Raw genomic sequence first — 18,606 nt, 5'->3', positions numbered from 1 at the left:
AGTCAGCAGAAGCCGCTCTTGGTGTTATGCAGGCCCACGGGGCACGGTGGAGCCATGACGACGACAGCGAAGACCCCCGAGGACCTGACCCGCCTGTTCGTGGAGCGGGCCAACGCCGGCGACGCCGTGGGGCTCGCCGCGCTGTACGAGCAGGACGCGGTCCTGGCCTACCCGCCGGGCGAGACGACCGTCGGCCGCGCCGCGATCCAGGCGGTCTGCGAGGCGATGATCAAGCACGTGCCGCACTTCGAGCTGGAGCCGCTCACGCCGACGATCGTCAACGGCGACCTGGCGCTGACCGGCACCCGGTCCGCCGACGGGAAGGGCGGCCGGGTCCAGGTCGTGCGCCGCCAGCCCGACGGCAGCTGGCTGCGCGTGATCGACCGGCCCGAGCAGCACTGATCAGGCGCGCACCCGCAGCATCTTGGGGTCGTAGAGGGGCTCGGCGCGCACCACGGCCGGGGACCAGCGGTCGAAGACGGACACCTCGACCTGGGCGCCGATCGGGGTCGACGCCGGCAGGTACGCGTAGGCGATGGACGCGCCGACCCGGTATCCGAACCCGCCGGACGTGACCCGGCCGCACGGCACGCCGTCGACGCGGACGGGTTCGCCGCCGAGGCAGACGGTGGCCGGGTCGTCCAGCACCAGGCAGCGGAGCGTTCGCGACGACGCGCCGAGGGCATCCCGGCCGATGAAGTCCTTGGAGAGATCCACGAACGGGCCGAGGCCGGCCGAGATCGGGTCGGTGTCGGTGGTGAGGTCGGAGCCCCAGACGCGGTACCCCTTCTCCAGCCGCATCGCGTCGATCGCCCGGTAGCCACCGGGGCGCAGGCCGAGCGGCGCGCCCGCCTCCATCAGCAGGTCCCACAGGGTCAGCGTGTACTCGGCCGGGGCGTACAACTCCCAGCCGAGCTCCCCGACGAACGTGACCCGCTGCGCCAGGACGGGCACCGGGCCGACCGTGATGCGCCGGGCCCGCATGAACGGGAAGTCCGCGTTGGCCAGCGAGGTGTCGGTGAGCGGCTGGAGGATGTCACGGGCGGCCGGGCCCCACAGGCACAGGCAGCCGTGCGCGGAGGTGACGTCGTCGACGGTCACGTCGGGGCCGGCGTGCCGGCGGATCCAGGCCGCGTCCCGCACGCCGCTGGCGGTGCTGGTGACGATCCGGAAATGCGTCTCGCCGAGCCGGGTCACGGTCAGGTCCGCCTCGACCCCGCCGCGGGTGTTGAGCATGGCGGTGTAGGTGAGGGTGCCCGCGGCCCGGTCGACGTCGTTGGCGCACAGCCGCTGCAGCAACGACAGCGCGCCGGGGCCGCGCACGTCCAGCTTCGCGAACGACGACTGGTCGAACAGGCCGGCGGCGGTGGCGGTGGCGGCGACCTCGGCGGCGATGGCGGGCGACCAGTGCCGCCCGGCCCAGCCGCGCGGTGCCGTGGCGTCGGCGCCGGCCGGAGCGTTGACGCCGAACCAGTTCGCCCGCTCCCAGCCGGCCTTCTCACCGAGCGCGGCGTCCAGTTCGGACAGTCGCGGCCAGACGGGTGAGCGGCGCAGCGGACGACCGGCGGTCCACTCCTGCCCCGGATACACGATGTCGTAGTAGCGGGAGTAGCCGTCCAGGGCCTTGGTCGCGGCCCAGCGGCGGCTCGCGGCGTGCGCGCCGAAGCGGCGGATGTCCATCGTGGACATGTCCCACTCCGGGCTGCCGTCGACGATCCACTCGGCGATCACCTTGCCGACGCCGCCGGCCGCGGCGAGCCCGTGGACGCAGAACCCGGCGGCGACCCAGAACCCGGCGACCGCGGTCTCACCGAGCAGGAACTCCCCGTCCGGGGTGAACGCCTCCGGCCCGTGCACGACCCGGTCCATGCCGAGCGTCCGCAGCGCCGGGACGCGGTGCCGGGCGTTGCCCCACGACTCGGCGAACTTGTCCAGGTCGGGCTCGAACACCGTGCGCGGCACCGACAGCGGGTCCGGGTCGTCCCACAGCGAGGGGTCCCGGACGTACCCGCCGACCAGCAGCGATCCGGAGGGCTCCGGTGCGCCGCGGAAGTAGACGATCCGGTCCGGGTCGCGCACGGTGGGGATGTCCACTGTGGAGGCGAGGCCCGGCAGCGCTTCGGTGACGACGTACTGGTGCTTGATCGGCACGATCGGGATGTCGACGCCGGCGAGCCGCCCGACCTGCCCCGCGGCCGCGCCGGCGGCGTCGACGACAACCTCGGTGGCGATCCGCCCGGCCGTGGTGTCGACGGCGGCGACCCGGCCGGCGACCGTCTCCACCCCGGTGACCCGGACGCCGGTGACGATGCGCACCCCGAGCGCGGTGGCGCCGGCGGCGAGCGCGGCGGCCAGCTGCGCGGGCTCCAGCCAGCCGTCGCCGGGCAGCCAGCCGGCGGCCAGGACGTCCTCGACGTTCAGCAGTGGCAGCCGGTCCTTCGTCTCGCCCGGGCTCAGCAGGTCGAGCTCCAGGCCGTACGTGGTGGCGGAGCTGACCTGCCGCCGCAGCTCCTCGACCCGCTCCGGGGTCGTCGCCAGGCGCAGGCCGCCGACGCCGCGCCAGCCCGGGTCCAGGCCGGTGAGGGTGCGCAGCTCCGCGTACAGGCCGGACGAGTACATGATCATCCGGGTCTGGCTGACGGTGGAGCGCAGCTGTCCGACGAAGCCCGCGGAGTGCCAGGTCGTGCCCTCGGTCAGGTCGTGCTGCTCGAGCAGCACGACGTCGGTCCAGCCGAGCCGGGCCAGGTGGTAGGCGACGCTGCAGCCGGCCACGCCGCCGCCGATGACGACGGCGCGGGAAGCCTCGGGGAGGTCGGACATTGCATGATTGTGATCCCACATGCCGGTCCTGTAAAAGGTCTGAAGCAATACCGGTAAACGCGAAGATCCCTCTTGACGACCGGCTGTGGCAGGCGTTAACTGTGCCCCACTATGACGTCGATCACTACGGGCCAGAGGGTGTAAAAGGTCTGTAACCGGCGTGGACCGCGCGGCGAAGGGGCCGGGTGCCATGACTGCGGTGCCGTCCATCGCGGACCTGCTCGAGCGGGTCCCGTCGTGGGTGGGCCGCGCGGTCGAATGGCAGCGGCTGCAGGGCGGGCTGTCCCATCACATCTACCGGGTCGACGTCGACCGCGTGCCCTACGTCCTGCGGGTCCTCGAGCCGGCGGTGTCCGCCGCGGGCCTCGGCATCCCGCCGGAGCAGGAGATCGCCAACACCGTCCTCGCCGCCCGGACCGTCGGCGCGCAGGTCTACGAGGTGCTGCCGGACGTGCCGGCGGTCGTCATCGAGTTCCTTCCCGGCCGGACCCTCGGCGCCGCCGAGGTGTGCCGGCCCGAGATCATCCCGTCCATCGCGACCGCCTGCCGCCGGCTGCACGCGGGCCCGGCGTTCGGCAACGACTTCGACATCTTCGCCAAGCGTGCCGAACTGCTCGACGTCTGTGCGCGGCACGACCTGCCGCTGCCGGACGGCTACCTCGACCGCTCGTCCACAGTGGACGCCATCGCCGAAGCGCTGCTGAAGACCAGGCTGCCGAGCGTGCCGTGCCACAACGACCTGCTCGCCGAGAACTTCATCGCCACCGGCGACGGGGTGCGGATCATCGACTACCAACTGTCCGGCAACAACGACCCCGCATTCGAGCTCGGCGACATCGCCGCGGAGGCCGACTACGACCCGGATCTGGTCGGTCTGCTGGCGGCGGAGTACTTCGCCGACACCGACGAGGCCCTCCGCTCGAGGGTCCGGCTGTATCAAGTCGCGTCCAACGTCACCTGGACGCTGTGGTTCACCGTCCACCATGGACTCCTAGCGGGTCCGGAAGGCGCCTTCGACTATGCGGCGGAGGCGGCCGACAAGTGGGGTCAGGCCCAGGAGGCACTGGACGACCCCGGGCTCGGCAGGCTCCTGGCGGCGGCCAGCGCAACGTTCCCCCACCCCTAACACGCAGGGAGGTGCCCATGGCATCACCGACCGTCGACGCCGACGAACAACGGCTCGCCGAGCTGGGCTACAAGCAGGAGCTGCGCCGTAAGTGGAGCGGCTTCTCCAACTTCGCCATCTCCTTCTCCATCATCTCCATCCTGGCCGGCTGTTTCACCACGTTCGGCCAGGCGTGGATGAACGGCGGTCCGGTCGCCATCTCCTGGGGCTGGCCGCTCATCTCGGTCTTCATCCTGATCATCGGCCTCTGCATGTCGGAGCTGGTGTCGGCGTACCCGACCGCGGGCGGCATCTACTGGTGGGCCGCGAAGATGGGCAAGCCGATCCACGGCTGGTTCACCGGCTGGCTGAACCTGGTCGGCCTGATCGCGGTCACCGCGTCGGTCGACTACGGCTGCGCGACGTTCCTGAGCCTGGTGCTCGACGCGTACACCTCATGGGACAGCACGAACCTGTACCTGACGTTCGTGCTCTTCGTGGTGATCCTCGCGCTGCACGCCGCGATCAACATCTTCGGCCACAACATCATCGACGTGCTGCAGAACGTCTCGGTGTGGTGGCACGTGTTCGGCGCGGCCGCGGTCGTGCTGATCCTGGTCTTCGTGCCGGAGAAGCACCAGAGCCTCGAGTTCGTCTTCACCGAGCGGTTCAACAACTCCGGCTACTCCGACGCGCTGTACTGGTTCCTGGTGCTGCCGTTCGGCTTCCTGCTCACCCAGTACACGATCACCGGCTTCGACGCGTGCGCCCACGTGTCGGAGGAGACGATGGGCGCGTCCACGGCCGCCGCGAAGGGCCTGTGGCAGTCCATCTTCTACTCGGCGATCGGTGGCTGGATCCTGCTGCTGTCGTTCCTGTTCGCGGCCAACGACGTCGAGGCGATCACCGCGGCCTACGGGTTCTCCGGCGCGGTCTTCGAGACGTCGCTGAGTTCCGGCTTCTTCAAGGCGGTCATCCTCATCTCCACCATCGGGCAGTTCTTCTGCGGCATGAGCTGCGTGACGAGCATGTCCCGGATGACCTATGCGTTCAGCCGGGACCGCGCCGTGCCGGGCTGGCAGCTGTGGTCCAAGGTGGACCGCAACGGCACCCCGGTCAACGCGATCCTCGGCGCCTCGGTGGCCGGGCTCGTGCTGACGCTCCCCGCGCTGTACAAGAGCTCGGCCGGCGTGCCCACCGCCTTCTACGCGGTGGTCTCGGTCGCGGTCATCGGCCTCTACCTGGCCTTCCTGATCCCGATCTACCTGCGCCTCAAGATGGGCGACCGGTTCGTGCCCGGGCCGTGGACGCTCGGCAGCAAGTACAAGTTGCTGGGCTGGATCGCGGTCATCGAGATCGCGGTCATCTCGGTCTACTTCATCCTGCCCTTCGTGCCCAGCGGCATCCCGGGCAACAAGGAGTTCGCCTGGACGTCGGTGAACTACGCGCCGCTGGCGATCCTGATCGTCATCGGCGGCGCCGCGCTGTGGTGGACGCTGTCGGCGAAGCACTGGTTCAAGGGCCCGATCCGCACGATCGACCAGGCGGTCGCGGAGGACACTGCCGCGGTCAAGGAGTAGGGAATGATGTGGTCCGGGTGGCGCGCGAACGCCACCCGGACCGCGAGGCGAGGAGGGCGGATGCCGGTGGCCACTGAGCCCCTGTCGGGTGTGCCGATGTGGCGACCGGTGCGAGGCGGCAACGCCTTCGAGATCACCGTGGCGCGGCTGGCCCAGGCGATCCGGCTGGGTCTGGTGCCGGTCGGCGAGCGCCTGCCACCGGAGCGGGAGCTGGCGGAGCGCCTCCAGGTGAGCCGGGTGACGCTGCGCGAGGCCATCGCCGCGCTGCGGGAGGCCGGGTTCCTCGAGTCGCGGCGGGGCCGCTCGGGCGGCACGTTCGTGGTCCGCTCGACGGGCGACTCGCACGCCGACGCCGCCGAGCAGGACGCCGCCGCCCTTGCCCGCGAGATGGGCGACACGCTGCACGACGCGCTGGACTTCCGGCGGGTCCTCGAGCCGGGCGCCGCCGCGCTCGCCGCGACCCGGGCCCTGTCCGCGGCCGACCGGGCACACCTGGTCGCCTGCCTGGCCGCGGCCCGCACCCGGGACCCGCGGACCCGGCGGGTCAACGACTCCCGGCTGCACCTGGCGATCGCCTCGGCGAGCGGCTCCACCTCGGTGGCCGCCTCGATCGCCGACGTGCAGCTGCGCCTGGACCGGCTCCTTGCGGCGATCCCGGTGCTGCGCCGCAACCTGGACCACTCCGACGCCCAGCACGAGCGGGTCGTCGAGGCGATCCTGGCCGGCGATCCGGTGGTGGCCCGCACCGAGATGGAAGAGCACTGCGACGCGACCGCGGCCCTGTTGCGCGGCCTGCTGGGTTGAGCTTATGGTTTCTTTCTAGACCTTTAGGGGTGGGACGATGCTGACGATCGAGCAGCTGCGCGTCGCCGTGGACGAGGGCCAGATCGACACCGTCGTCGTGGCGGTCACCGACATGCAGGGCCGCCTGCAGGGCAAGCGGTTCTACGCCCCGCACTTCCTGGCCGAGGTCGTCGCGCACGGCACCGAGGGCTGCAACTACCTGCTCGCCGTCGACGTCGACATGAACACCGTCGACGGCTATGCGATGTCGTCCTGGGCATCCGGCTACGGCGACTTCGCGATGATCCCCGACTTCAGCACCCTGCGCCGCATCCCGTGGCAGCCCGGCACCGCGCTCGTCCTGGCGGATCTGCGCTGGCTGGACGGCGAGTCACCCGTCGCCGCGTCGCCCCGGCAGATCCTGCAGGCGCAGCTGGCCGGGCTGGCCGAGGCCGGGTACACCGCCTACACGGGCACCGAGCTGGAGTTCGTGGCGTACCGCGACAGCTACGAGGAGGCCTACGCCAAGGGGTACCGCGGCCTCACCCCGGCCAACGTCTTCAACGCCGACTACTCACTGCTGCAGACCGCCCGGATCGAGCCGCTGCTGCGCCGCATCCGCAACGACATGGCCGGCGCCGGCCTGGTCCCGGAGAGCGCGAAGGGCGAGTGCAACCTCGGCCAGCACGAGATCGCGTTCCGCTACGACGAGGCGCTGCGCAACGCGGACGGGCACGTGCTGTACAAGAACGGCGCCAAGGAGATCGCGTCGCTCGAAGGCGTGTCGATCACGTTCATGGCCAAGCCCAACGCGCGCGAGGGCAACTCCTGCCACATCCACTTCTCCCTGCGGGCCGGCGGGCAGCGGGTCGACGAGAAGATCTTCCACCACGCCATGGCCGGGCTGCTCGCCACCATGCGCGAGTTCACCCTCATGTACGCGCCGAACATCAACTCATACAAGCGCTACCAGGCCGGCTCGTTCGCGCCGACCGCCGTGCGCTGGGGCAACGACAACCGCACCTGCGCCCTGCGGGTCGTCGGCCACGGCGCGTCGCTGCGGGTCGAGAACCGGGTCCCCGGCGCCGACGTCAACCCGTACCTGGCGATCGCCGCGATGACTGCCGGCGCGCTGCACGGTATCCGCAACGAACTGCCCCTCGAGGACATCTACACCGGCAACGCGTATCAGGACGACACCGCGCCGCGGGTGCCCTCGACCCTGCGCGAGGCGCTCACCCTCTGGGAGGCCAGCGACCTGGCCCGCGCCGCGTTCGGGGAGGACGTCGTCGCCCATTACGCCAACAACGCCCGGGTCGAGCTGGCAGCCTTCGAAGCGGCGGTCACCGACTGGGAACTCCAGCGCGGCTTCGAAAGGCTGTAACCCATATGCATGACGTCATTTCGCCGGTGACCGAGGAAGTGGTCGCCACGGTGCCCTCCACCAGTGTGGAGGAGACCGACGCCGCGATCGCGCGGGCGCACCAGGCGTTCCAGACGTGGCGCACCGTGGCTCCGGGCGACCGGGCCCGGCTGCTGCGCCGCTTCGCGACGCTCGTCGACGAGCACAACGAGGAGCTCGCCCAACTGGAGGTCCGCAACTCCGGGCACACCATCGGCAACGCCCGGTGGGAGGCCGGCAACGTCCGCGACGTGCTCAACTACTACGCCGGCGCGCCCGAACGGCTCAGCGGGCGGCAGATCCCCGTCGCCGGCGGCCTGGACGTCACGTTCTACGAGCCGCTCGGCGTGGTCGGCATCATCGTGCCCTGGAACTTCCCGATGCCGATCGCCGGCTGGGGCTTCGCCCCGGCCCTCGCGGCCGGCAACACCGTGGTCCTCAAGCCCGCCGAGCTCACCCCGCTGACCGCCATCCGGCTGGGTGAGCTGGCCCTGGAGGCCGGGCTGCCCGAGGGCGTGTTCACGGTGCTGCCGGGCAAGGGCTCCGTCGTCGGCGAACGGTTCGTCACCCACCCGCTCGTGCGCAAGGTCTGCTTCACCGGCTCCACCGACGTCGGCAAGCGCATCATGGCCGGCTGCGCCCAGCAGGTGAAACGGGTGACCCTCGAGCTCGGCGGCAAGAGCGCCAACATCGTCTTCGCCGACGCCGACCTGGCCAAGGCCGCCGCCGGCGCCCCCGGCGCGGTCTTCGACAACGCCGGCCAGGACTGCTGCGCCCGGTCCCGTCTGCTGATCCAGTCGTCCGTCTACGACGAGTTCATGGGCCTGCTGGAGCAGTCGGTGCAGGCGTTCCGCTGCGAGGACCCCGCGTTGGAGACCGCGCAGATGGGCCCGCTGATCTCCGCGGGTCAGCTGGCCTCGGTCAAGTCGTATGTGGACAAGGCGGTCATCGAGGGCACCGCCCCCGACGGCCCCGGCTACTGGATGGCCCCGACCGTGCTGGTCGCCGAGTCCGCCCAGGACCGGCACTGGCGCGAGGAGATCTTCGGCCCGGTGCTGTCGGTGCTGCGCTTCGAGGACGAGGCCGACGCGATCCGCCTCGCCAACGACACCGAATACGGCCTGTCCGGCTCCATCTGGACCGGCGACCTCGGCCGCGGCATCCGCGTCGCGCGGGGCGTCGAGGCCGGCAACCTCAGCGTCAACTCCCACTCCTCGGTGCGGTACTGGACGCCCTTCGGCGGCGTGAAGCAGTCCGGCCTCGGCCGTGAGCTCGGCCCGGACGCGGTCGCCGCGTTCAGCGAAGTCAAGAACGTCTTCTTCAGCACGGAGGTCTAAGTGCAGGCTCGTCTCCAGGACCGGGTCGCGGTCATCACCGGCGCCGGCAGCGGCATCGGACTCGCCACGGCGCGCAGGTTCGCGTCCGAGGGCGCGAAGGTCGTCGTCGTCGACCTGAACGCCGACGCGGGCAAGGCCGCCGCCGAGGAGGTGGGCGGCGAGTTCGTGGCCGCCGACGTGTCCGACGAGGAGGCCGTCAAGGCGCTCTTCGACGGCGTCGCCGAGCGGTACGGCCGGCTCGACATCGCCTTCAACAACGCCGGCATCTCCCCGCCCGACGACGACTCGATCCTCGACACCGGGCTCGAAGCCTGGGAGCGGGTCCTCAAGGTCAACACGACCAGCGTGTACTTCTGCTGCAAGTACGCCATCCCGCACATGCGCGCCCGGGGCAAGGGCTCGATCATCAACACCGCCAGCTTCGTCGCGCTGCTGGGCGCCGCCACCTCGCAGATCGCCTACACGGCGAGCAAGGGCGCGGTGCTGTCCATGACCCGCGAGCTCGGCGTCCAGTTCGCCCGGGAAGGCATCCGGGTCAACGCCCTGTGCCCCGGGCCGATCGCCACCCCGCTGCTCATGGAGCTCTTCGCCAAGGACCCCGAGCGGGCCGCGCGCCGGCTCGTGCACGTGCCGATGGGCCGCTTCGGCGAGCCCGAGGAGATCGCCGGCGCGGTCGCGTTCCTCGCCAGCGACGACGCGTCCTTCATCACCGCCTCCACGTTCCTCGTCGACGGCGGCATCACCGGCGCGTACGTGACGCCGCTGTGACTCCTGTGCGCCTTCCGGTCATCGGGATCACCGCCTACGTGGAGCCCGCCCGCTGGGGCGTGTGGGACACGCGGGCGGTGCTCGTCCCCGAGGGATACGTGCGGATGGTGCGGGAAGCCGGCGCCCGGCCGGTCGTCCTGCCGCCGTTTCCCGACGGTGGCGCCGACCTCGTCCGCCGCCTCGACGGGCTCGTCCTGGCCGGCGGCGCCGACATCGAGCCGGTGCACTACGGCGCGCCGGCGCACCCACTGACGAAGACGCGGCCGGACCGCGACAGCGGCGAGCTGTCCGTCCTCGCCGCCGCGCTCGACGCCGACCTGCCGGTGCTCGGCGTGTGCCGGGGCATGGAACTGCTTGCCGTCGCCTGCGGCGGCAAGCTCGTGCAGCACCTGCCCGACCTGCTGGGCAACGAGCGGCACCAGCCGAGCCCGGGCGTCTACGGCGCGCACCCGGCCCGCTTCGCGCCCGGCTCCCGGGCCGAGGCGATCTTCGGGGCGACGGCGGAGGTCAACTCGTATCACCACCAGGCCGTCGACGACCCCGGCTCGCTGACCGTCACCGGCTGGGCCGACGACGGCGTCATCGAGGCCGTCGAGGACCCGGCCCGCCGCTTCGTCCTCGGCGTGCAGTGGCATCCGGAGGAGGCGCTCGACGTCAGGCCCTTCGCGGCGCTCGTCCAGGCAACGGTTTGAGTGGGAGCGGAGCGAGCATGGGGTGTGGGGTGGCGCAGCCCCCCACGGAACCGCTTGCGAAGCTGGCGGAGCTGGAAACTGGGTAGGTTGAAGCCATGCGCGTCGGGTTCGGACTGCCGGTGTCAGGGTCATGGGCCACCCCCTCGCTGCTCGCGGAGGTGGCGGTCGAGGCGGAGCGGCTCGGCTACGACTCGCTGTGGACCTTCCAGCGGCTCCTGGCCGGCGACGCCGCCGCCGTCTACGAAAGCGTCCTGGACCCGGTCGTCGCGCTGACCTTCGCCGCCGCCCGCACCAGCCGGATCCGCCTCGGCGTCGCCGTGATCAACGCGCCGTTCGTGTCGCCGGTGGTGCTCGCCAAGCAGGTCGCGACCCTCGACGTGCTCAGCGGCGGCCGGGTCGACCTCGGCCTCGGCGCCGGCTGGTCCCCGGACGAGTTCACCGCCACCGGCGCTTCGCCCGAGCGGCGGGGCGCCCGGATCCGTGAGTACGTCGCCGTGCTGCGGGCGCTGTGGTCCGGTCCGGCGGCGTTCGACGGCGAGTTCTACACCGTGCCGCCGAGCCGGATGGAACCCCGCCCGGTCCAGCGGCCCGGTGTGCCGATCCTCCTCGGCGGGGCCGTCCCGGCCGCGATCCGCCGGGCCGGTGAGATCGGCGACGGGTGGGTCAGCCGCTCTGCCACCGATCTGTCCGACATTTCGTCGGATGTCGCGTTGGTACGGGAGGGCGCCGCGTCCTCCGGTCGCGCTTCGCCCCGGATCGTCTGCCGGGGTGTGCTGAAGGTCACCGACCGCGAGCTCGACGCCGACGGGCGGGCGCCGCTGTCCGGCACCTACGAGCAGATCCGCGAAGGTGCCGCCTGGCTCGACACACAGGGCGTCACCGAGGTCTTCTACGACCTCAACTGGGATTCGTTGATCACGCTGGAGCCGGCGGCGGCGCGGGATCGGGCGCTGGAGATCCTGCACAACCTCGCACCCGTGGGATTAGGTTGATGACATGTCGCGACCGGTGATCGGACTGACCACCTACGCCGAGGAGACCCGCTTCGGGCTCAACGACACCTTCTCGGCCGTGCTCCCGCTGTCCTACGTGCACGCGGTGCACGCCTCCGGCGGCCGGGCGGTCCTGGTGACCCCCGACGACCCCGACATCGACGTCCTGGACGGGCTCGACGGGATCATGTTCACCGGCGGCTCCGACGTGAACCCCGACCTGTACGGCGAGCCGCCCCACGCCACCACGAAGGTCAAGCCCGAGCGCGACACCGCCGAGCTGCTGCTCATGCGCGCCGCCCTCGCCCTCGACCTGCCGCTGCTCGGCATCTGCCGGGGCATGCAGCTGATGTGCGTCGCCTACGGTGGCCGCCTCCACCAGCACCTGCCCGACGTCCTCGGCCACAACGACCACCGCCCGGTCAGCGGTCCGAAGTTCGGCGAGCACCCGGTCGTCCTCACCGGCGGCACCCTCGCGGCGAAGATCCTCGGCGACGCGGTCATGGTCAACTCGTTCCACCACCAGGGCTGTGCGGACCCGGGCGCCCTGGTCCCGACCGGCTGGTGCCCCGACGACAACCTCATCGAGGTGGTCGAGGACCCGTCGAAGTCCTTCGCCCTCGGCGTCCAGTGGCACCCCGAGGACACCACCGACTTCAGGGTGTTCGCCGCCTTCATCGAAGCCGCCCGCGCCCGCCGCAATCCAGTAGCCATACGGCCCTAATCTGCGCTACGCTCGCCTTATGAGGGTGATGGACTGCATGCTCATCGAAATTCCCGAAGTAGATCCGACGGATGGTCTCTACACGGTTGACGATGTCCTGCGCCTGGCTCCCACGCGGAAATACCGCTTCGAGGTGCACGGGGGAGTGTTGCGCGTGATGCCGCCACCGGCGTGGAGACACCAGAAGATCGCATCGAGACTCGAACGCTTCTTTGAGGATTCCGGCCGCGTGACGTGTCAGGGCAATGGCGTCAAGTTCGATAACCACAACTTCCGCATCCCCGATGTGCTCGTGCTGAAGCGTGGCGCGGTAGTGGACGAGGACAGCTCGGTCCATGCGCCCGACCTGTTCGAGATCTTGGTCGAAGTGGTCTCGCCGGGCACGGTCGACGAAGATCGTCTGGTCAAGTCGAAGCTCTACGCCTCGGCGGACATTCCGGAATATTGGCTGGTAGAACGACGCCCGGACGGCTACGTCGTGCTCATCGGCCATCGTGAGAGCGATGTTGCCTACTCATGGGACAGCGAGATCGCGCTTGAGGAGTTACTCGCCGGTGGTGGCGGACTCGGCTGAGGTGCGGTGGTCGATGCGCAGGTCGGGGGTCGGCTCGCGGTAGTGCTCGCGGTCGTCGGAGTCCTGCAGGAGGGCCTCGGCCTGGGCCTTCGGGTCGTCGCTGCCGGCGGCCAGCTCCTCGGGCAGCAGTTCCCCGGCACGGCTGTTGACGCGGTCGTCGTCGATCATGCACCGGGGTTACCCAGACCATGGCGAGTTGATGCGCGTTAGGCTTTTCGGCATGACGGTCCGCGCTCAGCTTGTCCCCGGCACGCAAACACCATGGCGTCAGGTTCCGGCCTCGATCGCACGACCCGAGTATGTGGGGAAGCGTGCACCGAGCAAGCACCGTGGCTCGGACGTGCAGACCCCGGAGATCATCGAGCGGATGCGGCTCGCGAGCCGGCTCGCGGCGCAGGCGACCGAGCTGGCCGGTGAGCACGCCAAGCCGGGGGTGACGACCGACGAGATCGACCGGGTCGTGCACGAGTTCCTGTGCGACCACGGGGCGTATCCGTCGACGCTGGGCTACAAGGGGTTCCCGAAGTCGTGCTGCACGTCGCTCAACGAGGTGATCTGCCACGGCATCCCCGACTCGACAGTGATCGAGGACGGCGACATCCTCAACGTCGACGTGACCGCGTTCATCGGCGGGGTGCACGGTGACACCAACCAGACGTTCTGCATCGGCAACGTTGCGGAGGAGGACCGGCTGCTGGTCGAGCGGACCCGTGAGGCGATGATGCGCGGCATCCGCGCCGTCGCGCCCGGGCGCCCGCTCAACGCGATCGGCCGGGTCATCGAGGCCTACGCGAAACGCTTCAACTACGGCGTGGTGCGCGACTTCACCGGCCACGGCATCAACGAGGTGTTCCACACCGGCCTCTACGTGCCGCACTACGACAACCCGCGGCTCACCACGGTCATGGAGCCCGGCATGACGTTCACGATCGAGCCGATGATCACGCACGGCACGCACGACTACGACATCTGGAAGGACGGCTGGACGGTCGTCACCAAGGACCGCAAGTGGACCGCCCAGTTCGAGCACACGATCGTGGTGACCGAGGACGGCTTCGAGATCCTGACGTTGGCGTGACCGGCCCGGAACTCAGCCCTCAGGTCGGGCACCATGAGCTCAGCCCTCAGGTCACGCGACCTCCGCTCCTCTCCGGCCGCGCGACCGCCCCGGAGCGCAGCGGAGGGCCGGACACCATGAGCTCAGGTCATCCGGCGGCGGAGGACGCGCATCATCATGCGGACGTGTCCGGCGGGTGGTTGCGGGCCGCGGTGTTCGGGGCCATGGACGGGCTCGTCACCAACATCGCGCTGATCGCCGGGGTCGGCGGCGGCGGGATCGCGCCGCGCACGATCGTGCTCACCGGCACGGCCGGGCTGGTCGCCGGGGCGATCTCGATGGGGCTGGGGGAGTTCACCAGCGTCCGGGCGCAGAACGAGCAGATCGCCGCGGAGGTCGCGAAGGAGCGGCGGGAGCTGACGAAGTTCCCGGAGGCGGAGGCGCAGGAGCTCGCCCGGATCTGGGAGCGGCGCGGGTTGCCGCCCGAGCTGGCCCTGGAGGTCGCCTCCACGCTGGGGCGGGACATCGACGAGGCGGTCCGGGTGCACGCGCAGGAGGAGCTCGGCGTCGACCCGGACGACGCGCCCAGTCCCTGGGTCGCGGCCGGGTCGTCGTTCGCGTGCTTCTCGGTCGGGGCGCTGGTGCCCCTGCTGCCCTACCTGCTGGGCGGCACGAGCCTGTGGCCGGCGCTGGCCGCGGGCGGGGTGGGGCTGTTCGTTGCGGGGGCGCTGATCTCCCGGTACACCCGCCGGCGCTGGTGGGTCTCCGGGGTCCGGCAACTGCTGCTCGGGGCGGCGGCGGCCGGAGCGACGTATCTGATCGGGCGACTGATCGGCGTGTGAGTGAGTGTGAGTGACCTGATCCGTCCGGGAAGGTGATGGTCTTCCCGGACGGCAGGGCTCACGAGACGGGTGTCATTAACGACGCGGCTGCATCGTCGGACCGGCCCAAGCGGTGCGGCGCATGTCGGTCTCCTCTCGTTTGGACGCTCGTGGCGTGATGCAACGATCGTCGCGGAGCGGACACGTCCACGGGGTCCTGCGCCCTTGCGATGGCACGCTTTCGGGAGTACTGGAGGTTTCAGATCCCGCGCAGCCGAAATATCCGGATTTCTCGCCCCGCGGCCCGTTCCTGGTACGTGCTGTACGCGGGCCAGCTGGCGATCAGCACTTCGAGCAGCCGGGCGCGTTCGTCGTCCCGTACCAACGCCGCGGTTGCTTGTAGCTCTTGGTTCTTCCAGGTGATCGCGCAGCGGGGGTCGGCGAGGAGATTGCTGGTCCACGCCGGGTGGTGCGCCTGGCCCCAGTTGGAGCCGATCACGATGAAGTCGCCGCCGTCGCGGACGAACAGCAGCGGCTGGGAGCGGGGCTGCCCGGACCTGCGGCCGGTGGTGGTGAGCAGCAGGGTGTTGACGCCGGCTGCGTTGATCGGCACGATCCGGCCCTTCGACCGGCGCTGCAGCCACCGGTCGAGGCGCACGACGCGCCGGGCCGCGGCGGCGAACCACGGCCGGTGGCCGAGCCGCTTGAGGATCCTGCCGAACATCTAGGCCTTCCCGGGGAACGCGCTGGTGAGCGGGGTCGTGCCGGCGACCTGCCGGAGCCCGGCACCGCGGGCGGCGCAGTCGACGAGCGCGTCGAGGGCGAGCTTGCGCACCTCGCCGGCGGTCGGCGCGAGCGCGAGGCGCCACTGCGCGGCGGTGCGGTCCTCGACCAGCGCGAGCAGCTTCAGGGCCGAGGCGCGGTCGGTGACCGGGAACGGCAGCGCATACGCGGGTGCCGCCGGCGGCGGGGTCACCCCGGCCCCGGACAACCGGACCACCAGGGCGTCCCGGCGGCTGCGGTGGGCGGCGTCGGCGGAGCGGGCCAGGCCGATGGTCCCGGAGTCGAGCTTGGCGCCGGCGACGCCGTAGGCGTAGATCGCGGCGTGCTCGGCCTGCAACGCGGCGATCAGCCGTTCGTCCGCGGGGGTGGTCATGCCGGCACCTCGGCGTGGGTGGCACCGCGGACGTGAGTGGCACCGCGGCGGCTGGCGGGGGTCGTCATGTCAGCACCTCGAGGTGGGCGGCGCGGCAGGCGGCGATCGAGCCGAGCAGGGCGGCGCGGTAGGACGGGGCGGACAGGCAGGCGCCGGTCGCGTCCTCCTGGCCGGTCTTCTCCAGGCCGGCGAGCTCCTTCACCGCGGCCGTCTGGTCCTGGACGACCGGGCCGGCGGACGCGCTCGCCGCCGGCATGGGGCCGTTCTCGTCGAGGCCCACCTCCCGGGCGAGCGCGACGACGTGCGCGGCGTGATTGTCCTTGAGCGGGCCGAGCCGGTCCTGCAGCGCGGGGAACGCGGTGAGCACCTCGGCGTAGCGGTCCCGCAGCGCGACGGTGCGGGCGAGCAGCGGCAGCAGCACATCCGGCGCGGGATGCCAGGTGGCCGCGGAGCGCTTCGGAATGTCGCAGGCGGTGAGGGTCGTCAACGCCGCGGCGGCGCCGGCGAGGACGGCTCTACGGGAGGACACGCGCACAGTGAACACTATCCGGCCGTTTTTCGGTGCACACGACCCACCGGTGGGGCGCACCGTCGCGGTGCGGTGGGAGCGCCGCCGGAACGCCTGACGTCACCGCGCGTTACGCTCTGCGGGGAGCCGCCCGCGCATTCGGTCGCAGGCGGCGTGCAGGCGTGTGCCCGCAGGGCGGTGCAGAAAGAGGTGTCGATCATGGCTCAGCAGCGGGATCGCCGCGCCGGCGGTTCGCGGGATGCTGGGGTCCGCGACGCCGGTGCGCACCGCGAGCGACTGCGGAAGGTCGTCGAGCCCGTGGTGGTGGCGGCCGGCTACGACCTGGAGGACCTCGACGTCAGCCGGGTCGGGCGGCGTCACCTGTTGCGGGTCGCGGTCGACAGCGACAAGGGCGTCGACCTGGACGCGGTCGCCGAGGTGTCGCGGGTGGTCTCGGCCGCGCTGGACGAGGCCGAGGCGTCGGGTGACGAACTGATCGCGGGGGAGTACGAGCTGGAGGTCGGCTCCCGTGGGGTCGACCGGCCGCTCACCGAGCCGCGGCACTGGCGGCGCAACCGGACCCGCCTGGTGCTGGTCGACGTCGCCGGGGTGCCCGTGACGGGCCGGGTGACGGCGGTGACGGACTCCGGGGTGACCCTGGACGTGGAGGGCACCGCCCGGACGTTCGCGTTCGAGGACCTGGGCCCCGGCCGGGTGCAGGTGGAGATGAAGCGGCTCGCCGAGCTGCCCGAGGACAACGACGAAGACCTGCCCGAAGACGAAGACTTCGATGACGACGACGAGGAAGGGGAGGACGAGGCGTGAACATCGACCTGGCGGCGCTCCGCGCGCTGGAGCGTGAGCGGGAGATCCCGTTCGAGACCATCCTCGCGGCGATCGAGACCGCGTTGCTGACCGCCTACCGGCACACCGAAGGGGCCAACTCGCACGCCCGGGTCGAGATCGACCGCAAGACCGGCGCGGCCTCGGTGCTCGCGCAGGACCTCGACGACGACGGCACGATCGTGCGGGAATACGAGGACACCCCGCACGACTTCGGCCGGATCGCGGCGATGACCGCCAAGCAGGTCATCCTGCAGCGGCTGCGCGAGGCGACCGACGAGGCGCACTTCGGCGAGTACGTCGGGCGCGACGGCGACCTGGTCACCGGCGTCATCCAGGCGCACGACGCGAGGACCGAGAAGGGCATCGTCTCGATCGACCTCGGCAAGATCGAGGGCCTGCTGCCAGCTGCCGAGCAGGTCCCCGGTGAGCGGTACGAGCACGGCCAGCGCATCAAGTGCATCGTGGTGCACGTGGTGAAGGGCTTCCGCGGGCCGCAGGTGACGCTGTCGCGGTCCCACCCGAACCTGGTGAAGCGGCTCTTCGCCCTCGAGGTGCCGGAGATCGCCGACGGGACCGTCGAGATCGCCGCGATCGCGCGCGAGGCCGGCCACCGCACCAAGATCGCGGTGCGCACGACGGTCTCCGGGGTGAACGCCAAGGGTGCCTGCATCGGCCCGATGGGCCAGCGGGTCCGGGCCGTCATGAGCGAGCTGCACGGTGAGAAGATCGACATTATCGACTGGTCGGACGATCCGGCGCAGTTCGTCGGCAACGCGCTCTCGCCGGCGAAGGCGCTCAACGTCGAGGTCGTCGACGCGGGCAACCGGGCCGCCCGGGTGACCGTCCCGGACTTCCAGCTTTCCCTGGCCATCGGGCGTGAGGGCCAGAACGCACGGCTCGCCGCGCGGCTCACCGGATGGCGGATCGACATCCGCCCGGACAACGCGTCGGACGGCAACGTCGATCACGTCACGGGACCGGGCGCGGCGCAAGCTGAAAGCGCAGGGTAGACTTCTTGTCGGTACGTCGCACGCCCCCGGTCCGCACTTGTGTCGGTTGCCGGAAGCGTGCGTCATCCTCCGAGTTGCTGCGGTTTGTCGCGATCGAGTCCGGCCCTGACCAGTTCATGGCTGTCCCTGATCCGGCCCGCAGACGGCCGGGTCGGGGAGCGCACCTGCATCCTGATCCGGCTTGCCTGGCGCTAGCGGAGCGTCGGCGAGCCTTCGGGCGAGCCTTACGTCTCGCCGGAGTCCTGGACACCGGTCCGCTGGCCGAAGCCGTCGCCCTGGCGGCGGCGTCGGAGCAATCGCAGTGATCGGAACCGCCGATGGTGGGCGCGAGATGCCCCACCCGGACACGCAAGGTAGGACGACGGACATGAGCACACGATGAAGTCCCTGAGATGACCAGGCTTCAAGTGCACGAGTGAGGTCGGCGCGGA

The 18,606-nt window shown here is 71.0% G+C and carries 21 protein-coding genes; 16 read left to right on the top strand and 5 right to left on the bottom strand.

The annotated features are described in order from the left end of the window. Window positions 1–54 precede the first annotated feature (54 nt). A complete protein-coding gene (locus ACFPIJ_RS02540) occupies window positions 55–402 on the top strand; it encodes a YybH family protein (RefSeq protein ID WP_380112917.1) in 348 nt (115 codons plus the stop codon). Here ACFPIJ_RS02540 and ACFPIJ_RS02535 read toward each other — a convergent pair whose 3' ends face one another. Then, complete coding sequence (locus tag ACFPIJ_RS02535) at window positions 403–2,820, bottom strand: GcvT family protein (RefSeq protein WP_380112916.1); 2,418 nt, start codon at window positions 2,818–2,820, stop codon at window positions 403–405. Window positions 2,821–3,010: 190 nt separating this feature from the next. Between ACFPIJ_RS02535 and ACFPIJ_RS02530 the strand changes: the two genes are divergently transcribed. From ACFPIJ_RS02530 to ACFPIJ_RS02485, 10 genes are all read left to right on the top strand, one after another. Then, window positions 3,011–3,946, top strand: a complete 936-nt coding sequence (locus tag ACFPIJ_RS02530; RefSeq protein ID WP_380112915.1) for a phosphotransferase — start codon at window positions 3,011–3,013, stop codon at window positions 3,944–3,946. Between the two features lie 17 nt (window positions 3,947–3,963). Beyond that, on the top strand, window positions 3,964–5,505 hold the full coding sequence (locus ACFPIJ_RS02525) for an amino acid permease (protein ID WP_380112914.1): 1,542 nt from the start codon (window positions 3,964–3,966) through the stop codon (window positions 5,503–5,505). Window positions 5,506–5,565: 60 nt separating this feature from the next. Continuing rightward, complete coding sequence (locus ACFPIJ_RS02520) at window positions 5,566–6,309, top strand: FadR/GntR family transcriptional regulator (RefSeq protein WP_380112913.1); 744 nt, start codon at window positions 5,566–5,568, stop codon at window positions 6,307–6,309. 37 nt (window positions 6,310–6,346) lie between these two features. Then, window positions 6,347–7,672, top strand: coding sequence for a glutamine synthetase family protein (locus ACFPIJ_RS02515; protein WP_380112912.1), 1,326 nt, complete (start codon window positions 6,347–6,349; stop codon window positions 7,670–7,672). 5 nt (window positions 7,673–7,677) lie between these two features. Next, the gene (locus ACFPIJ_RS02510) at window positions 7,678–9,027 is read left to right on the top strand and encodes an aldehyde dehydrogenase family protein (protein ID WP_380112911.1); all 1,350 of its coding nucleotides are present in this window, start codon (window positions 7,678–7,680) and stop codon (window positions 9,025–9,027) included. Next, window positions 9,028–9,795 (top strand): 3-oxoacyl-ACP reductase, encoded by a 768-nt coding sequence (locus ACFPIJ_RS02505; protein ID WP_203846195.1) that lies wholly within the window; start codon window positions 9,028–9,030, stop codon window positions 9,793–9,795. 5 nt (window positions 9,796–9,800) lie between these two features. Then, window positions 9,801–10,487: a gamma-glutamyl-gamma-aminobutyrate hydrolase family protein gene (locus ACFPIJ_RS02500; RefSeq protein WP_380113068.1), complete on the top strand. Its 687-nt coding sequence runs from the start codon at window positions 9,801–9,803 to the stop codon at window positions 10,485–10,487. Window positions 10,488–10,582: 95 nt separating this feature from the next. Further along, window positions 10,583–11,479 carry a TIGR03619 family F420-dependent LLM class oxidoreductase gene (locus ACFPIJ_RS02495; protein ID WP_380112910.1) on the top strand — a complete coding sequence of 299 codons (897 nt, stop codon included), beginning with the start codon at window positions 10,583–10,585 and terminating at the stop codon, window positions 11,477–11,479. A gap of 4 nt (window positions 11,480–11,483) precedes the next feature. After that, window positions 11,484–12,203 (top strand): gamma-glutamyl-gamma-aminobutyrate hydrolase family protein, encoded by a 720-nt coding sequence (locus tag ACFPIJ_RS02490; RefSeq protein ID WP_380112909.1) that lies wholly within the window; start codon window positions 11,484–11,486, stop codon window positions 12,201–12,203. 19 nt (window positions 12,204–12,222) lie between these two features. Continuing rightward, window positions 12,223–12,777 (top strand): Uma2 family endonuclease, encoded by a 555-nt coding sequence (locus tag ACFPIJ_RS02485; RefSeq protein WP_380112908.1) that lies wholly within the window; start codon window positions 12,223–12,225, stop codon window positions 12,775–12,777. Here ACFPIJ_RS02485 and ACFPIJ_RS02480 read toward each other — a convergent pair. Next, entirely contained in the window at window positions 12,748–12,945 is a 198-nt protein-coding gene (locus ACFPIJ_RS02480; RefSeq protein WP_380112907.1) for a hypothetical protein, read from the bottom strand. The two genes, ACFPIJ_RS02485 and ACFPIJ_RS02480, sit on opposite strands and share 30 nt — an antisense overlap. Before the next feature lie 52 nt (window positions 12,946–12,997). Between ACFPIJ_RS02480 and map the strand changes: the two genes are divergently transcribed. After that, a complete protein-coding gene (map, locus tag ACFPIJ_RS02475) occupies window positions 12,998–13,855 on the top strand; it encodes a type I methionyl aminopeptidase (protein ID WP_380112906.1) in 858 nt (285 codons plus the stop codon). A 116-nt stretch (window positions 13,856–13,971) separates the two neighbouring features. Next, window positions 13,972–14,676 carry a VIT1/CCC1 transporter family protein gene (locus ACFPIJ_RS02470; protein ID WP_380112905.1) on the top strand — a complete coding sequence of 235 codons (705 nt, stop codon included), beginning with the start codon at window positions 13,972–13,974 and terminating at the stop codon, window positions 14,674–14,676. Between the two features lie 238 nt (window positions 14,677–14,914). On the opposite strand, the gene ACFPIJ_RS02465 is transcribed toward ACFPIJ_RS02470, so the two are convergent. The 3 genes from ACFPIJ_RS02465 to ACFPIJ_RS02455 all read right to left on the bottom strand — a co-directional run bounded on the left by ACFPIJ_RS02465 (window position 14,915) and on the right by ACFPIJ_RS02455 (window position 16,340). Continuing rightward, the gene (locus tag ACFPIJ_RS02465) at window positions 14,915–15,379 is read right to left on the bottom strand and encodes a nitroreductase/quinone reductase family protein (protein WP_380112904.1); all 465 of its coding nucleotides are present in this window, start codon (window positions 15,377–15,379) and stop codon (window positions 14,915–14,917) included. Then, window positions 15,380–15,811, bottom strand: coding sequence for a ferritin-like domain-containing protein (locus ACFPIJ_RS02460; RefSeq protein ID WP_380112903.1), 432 nt, complete (start codon window positions 15,809–15,811; stop codon window positions 15,380–15,382). It lies immediately after the preceding gene. Between the two features lie 64 nt (window positions 15,812–15,875). Further along, window positions 15,876–16,340, bottom strand: a complete 465-nt coding sequence (locus tag ACFPIJ_RS02455; RefSeq protein ID WP_380112902.1) for a hypothetical protein — start codon at window positions 16,338–16,340, stop codon at window positions 15,876–15,878. A 198-nt stretch (window positions 16,341–16,538) separates the two neighbouring features. Here ACFPIJ_RS02455 and rimP point away from each other — a divergent pair, with 198 nt between their 5' ends. From rimP to ACFPIJ_RS02440, 3 genes are read left to right on the top strand one after another with little or no spacing between them, the layout of a single operon-like run. After that, complete coding sequence (rimP, locus tag ACFPIJ_RS02450) at window positions 16,539–17,144, top strand: ribosome maturation factor RimP (RefSeq protein ID WP_380112901.1); 606 nt, start codon at window positions 16,539–16,541, stop codon at window positions 17,142–17,144. Then, window positions 17,141–18,175: a transcription termination factor NusA gene (nusA, locus tag ACFPIJ_RS02445; protein ID WP_380112900.1), complete on the top strand. Its 1,035-nt coding sequence runs from the start codon at window positions 17,141–17,143 to the stop codon at window positions 18,173–18,175. The genes rimP and nusA overlap by 4 nt, the downstream gene beginning before the upstream one ends. Before the next feature lie 5 nt (window positions 18,176–18,180). Beyond that, window positions 18,181–18,480, top strand: coding sequence for a YlxR family protein (locus ACFPIJ_RS02440; RefSeq protein ID WP_380112898.1), 300 nt, complete (start codon window positions 18,181–18,183; stop codon window positions 18,478–18,480). Window positions 18,481–18,606 lie beyond the last annotated feature (126 nt).

Source organism: Dactylosporangium cerinum (genome assembly GCF_042653625.1).
GTDB lineage: Bacteria > Actinomycetota > Actinomycetes > Mycobacteriales > Micromonosporaceae > Dactylosporangium > Dactylosporangium cerinum.
The sequence above is the reverse complement of the archived record's forward strand: the minus strand, read 5'-3'. Positions and strand labels throughout refer to the sequence as shown.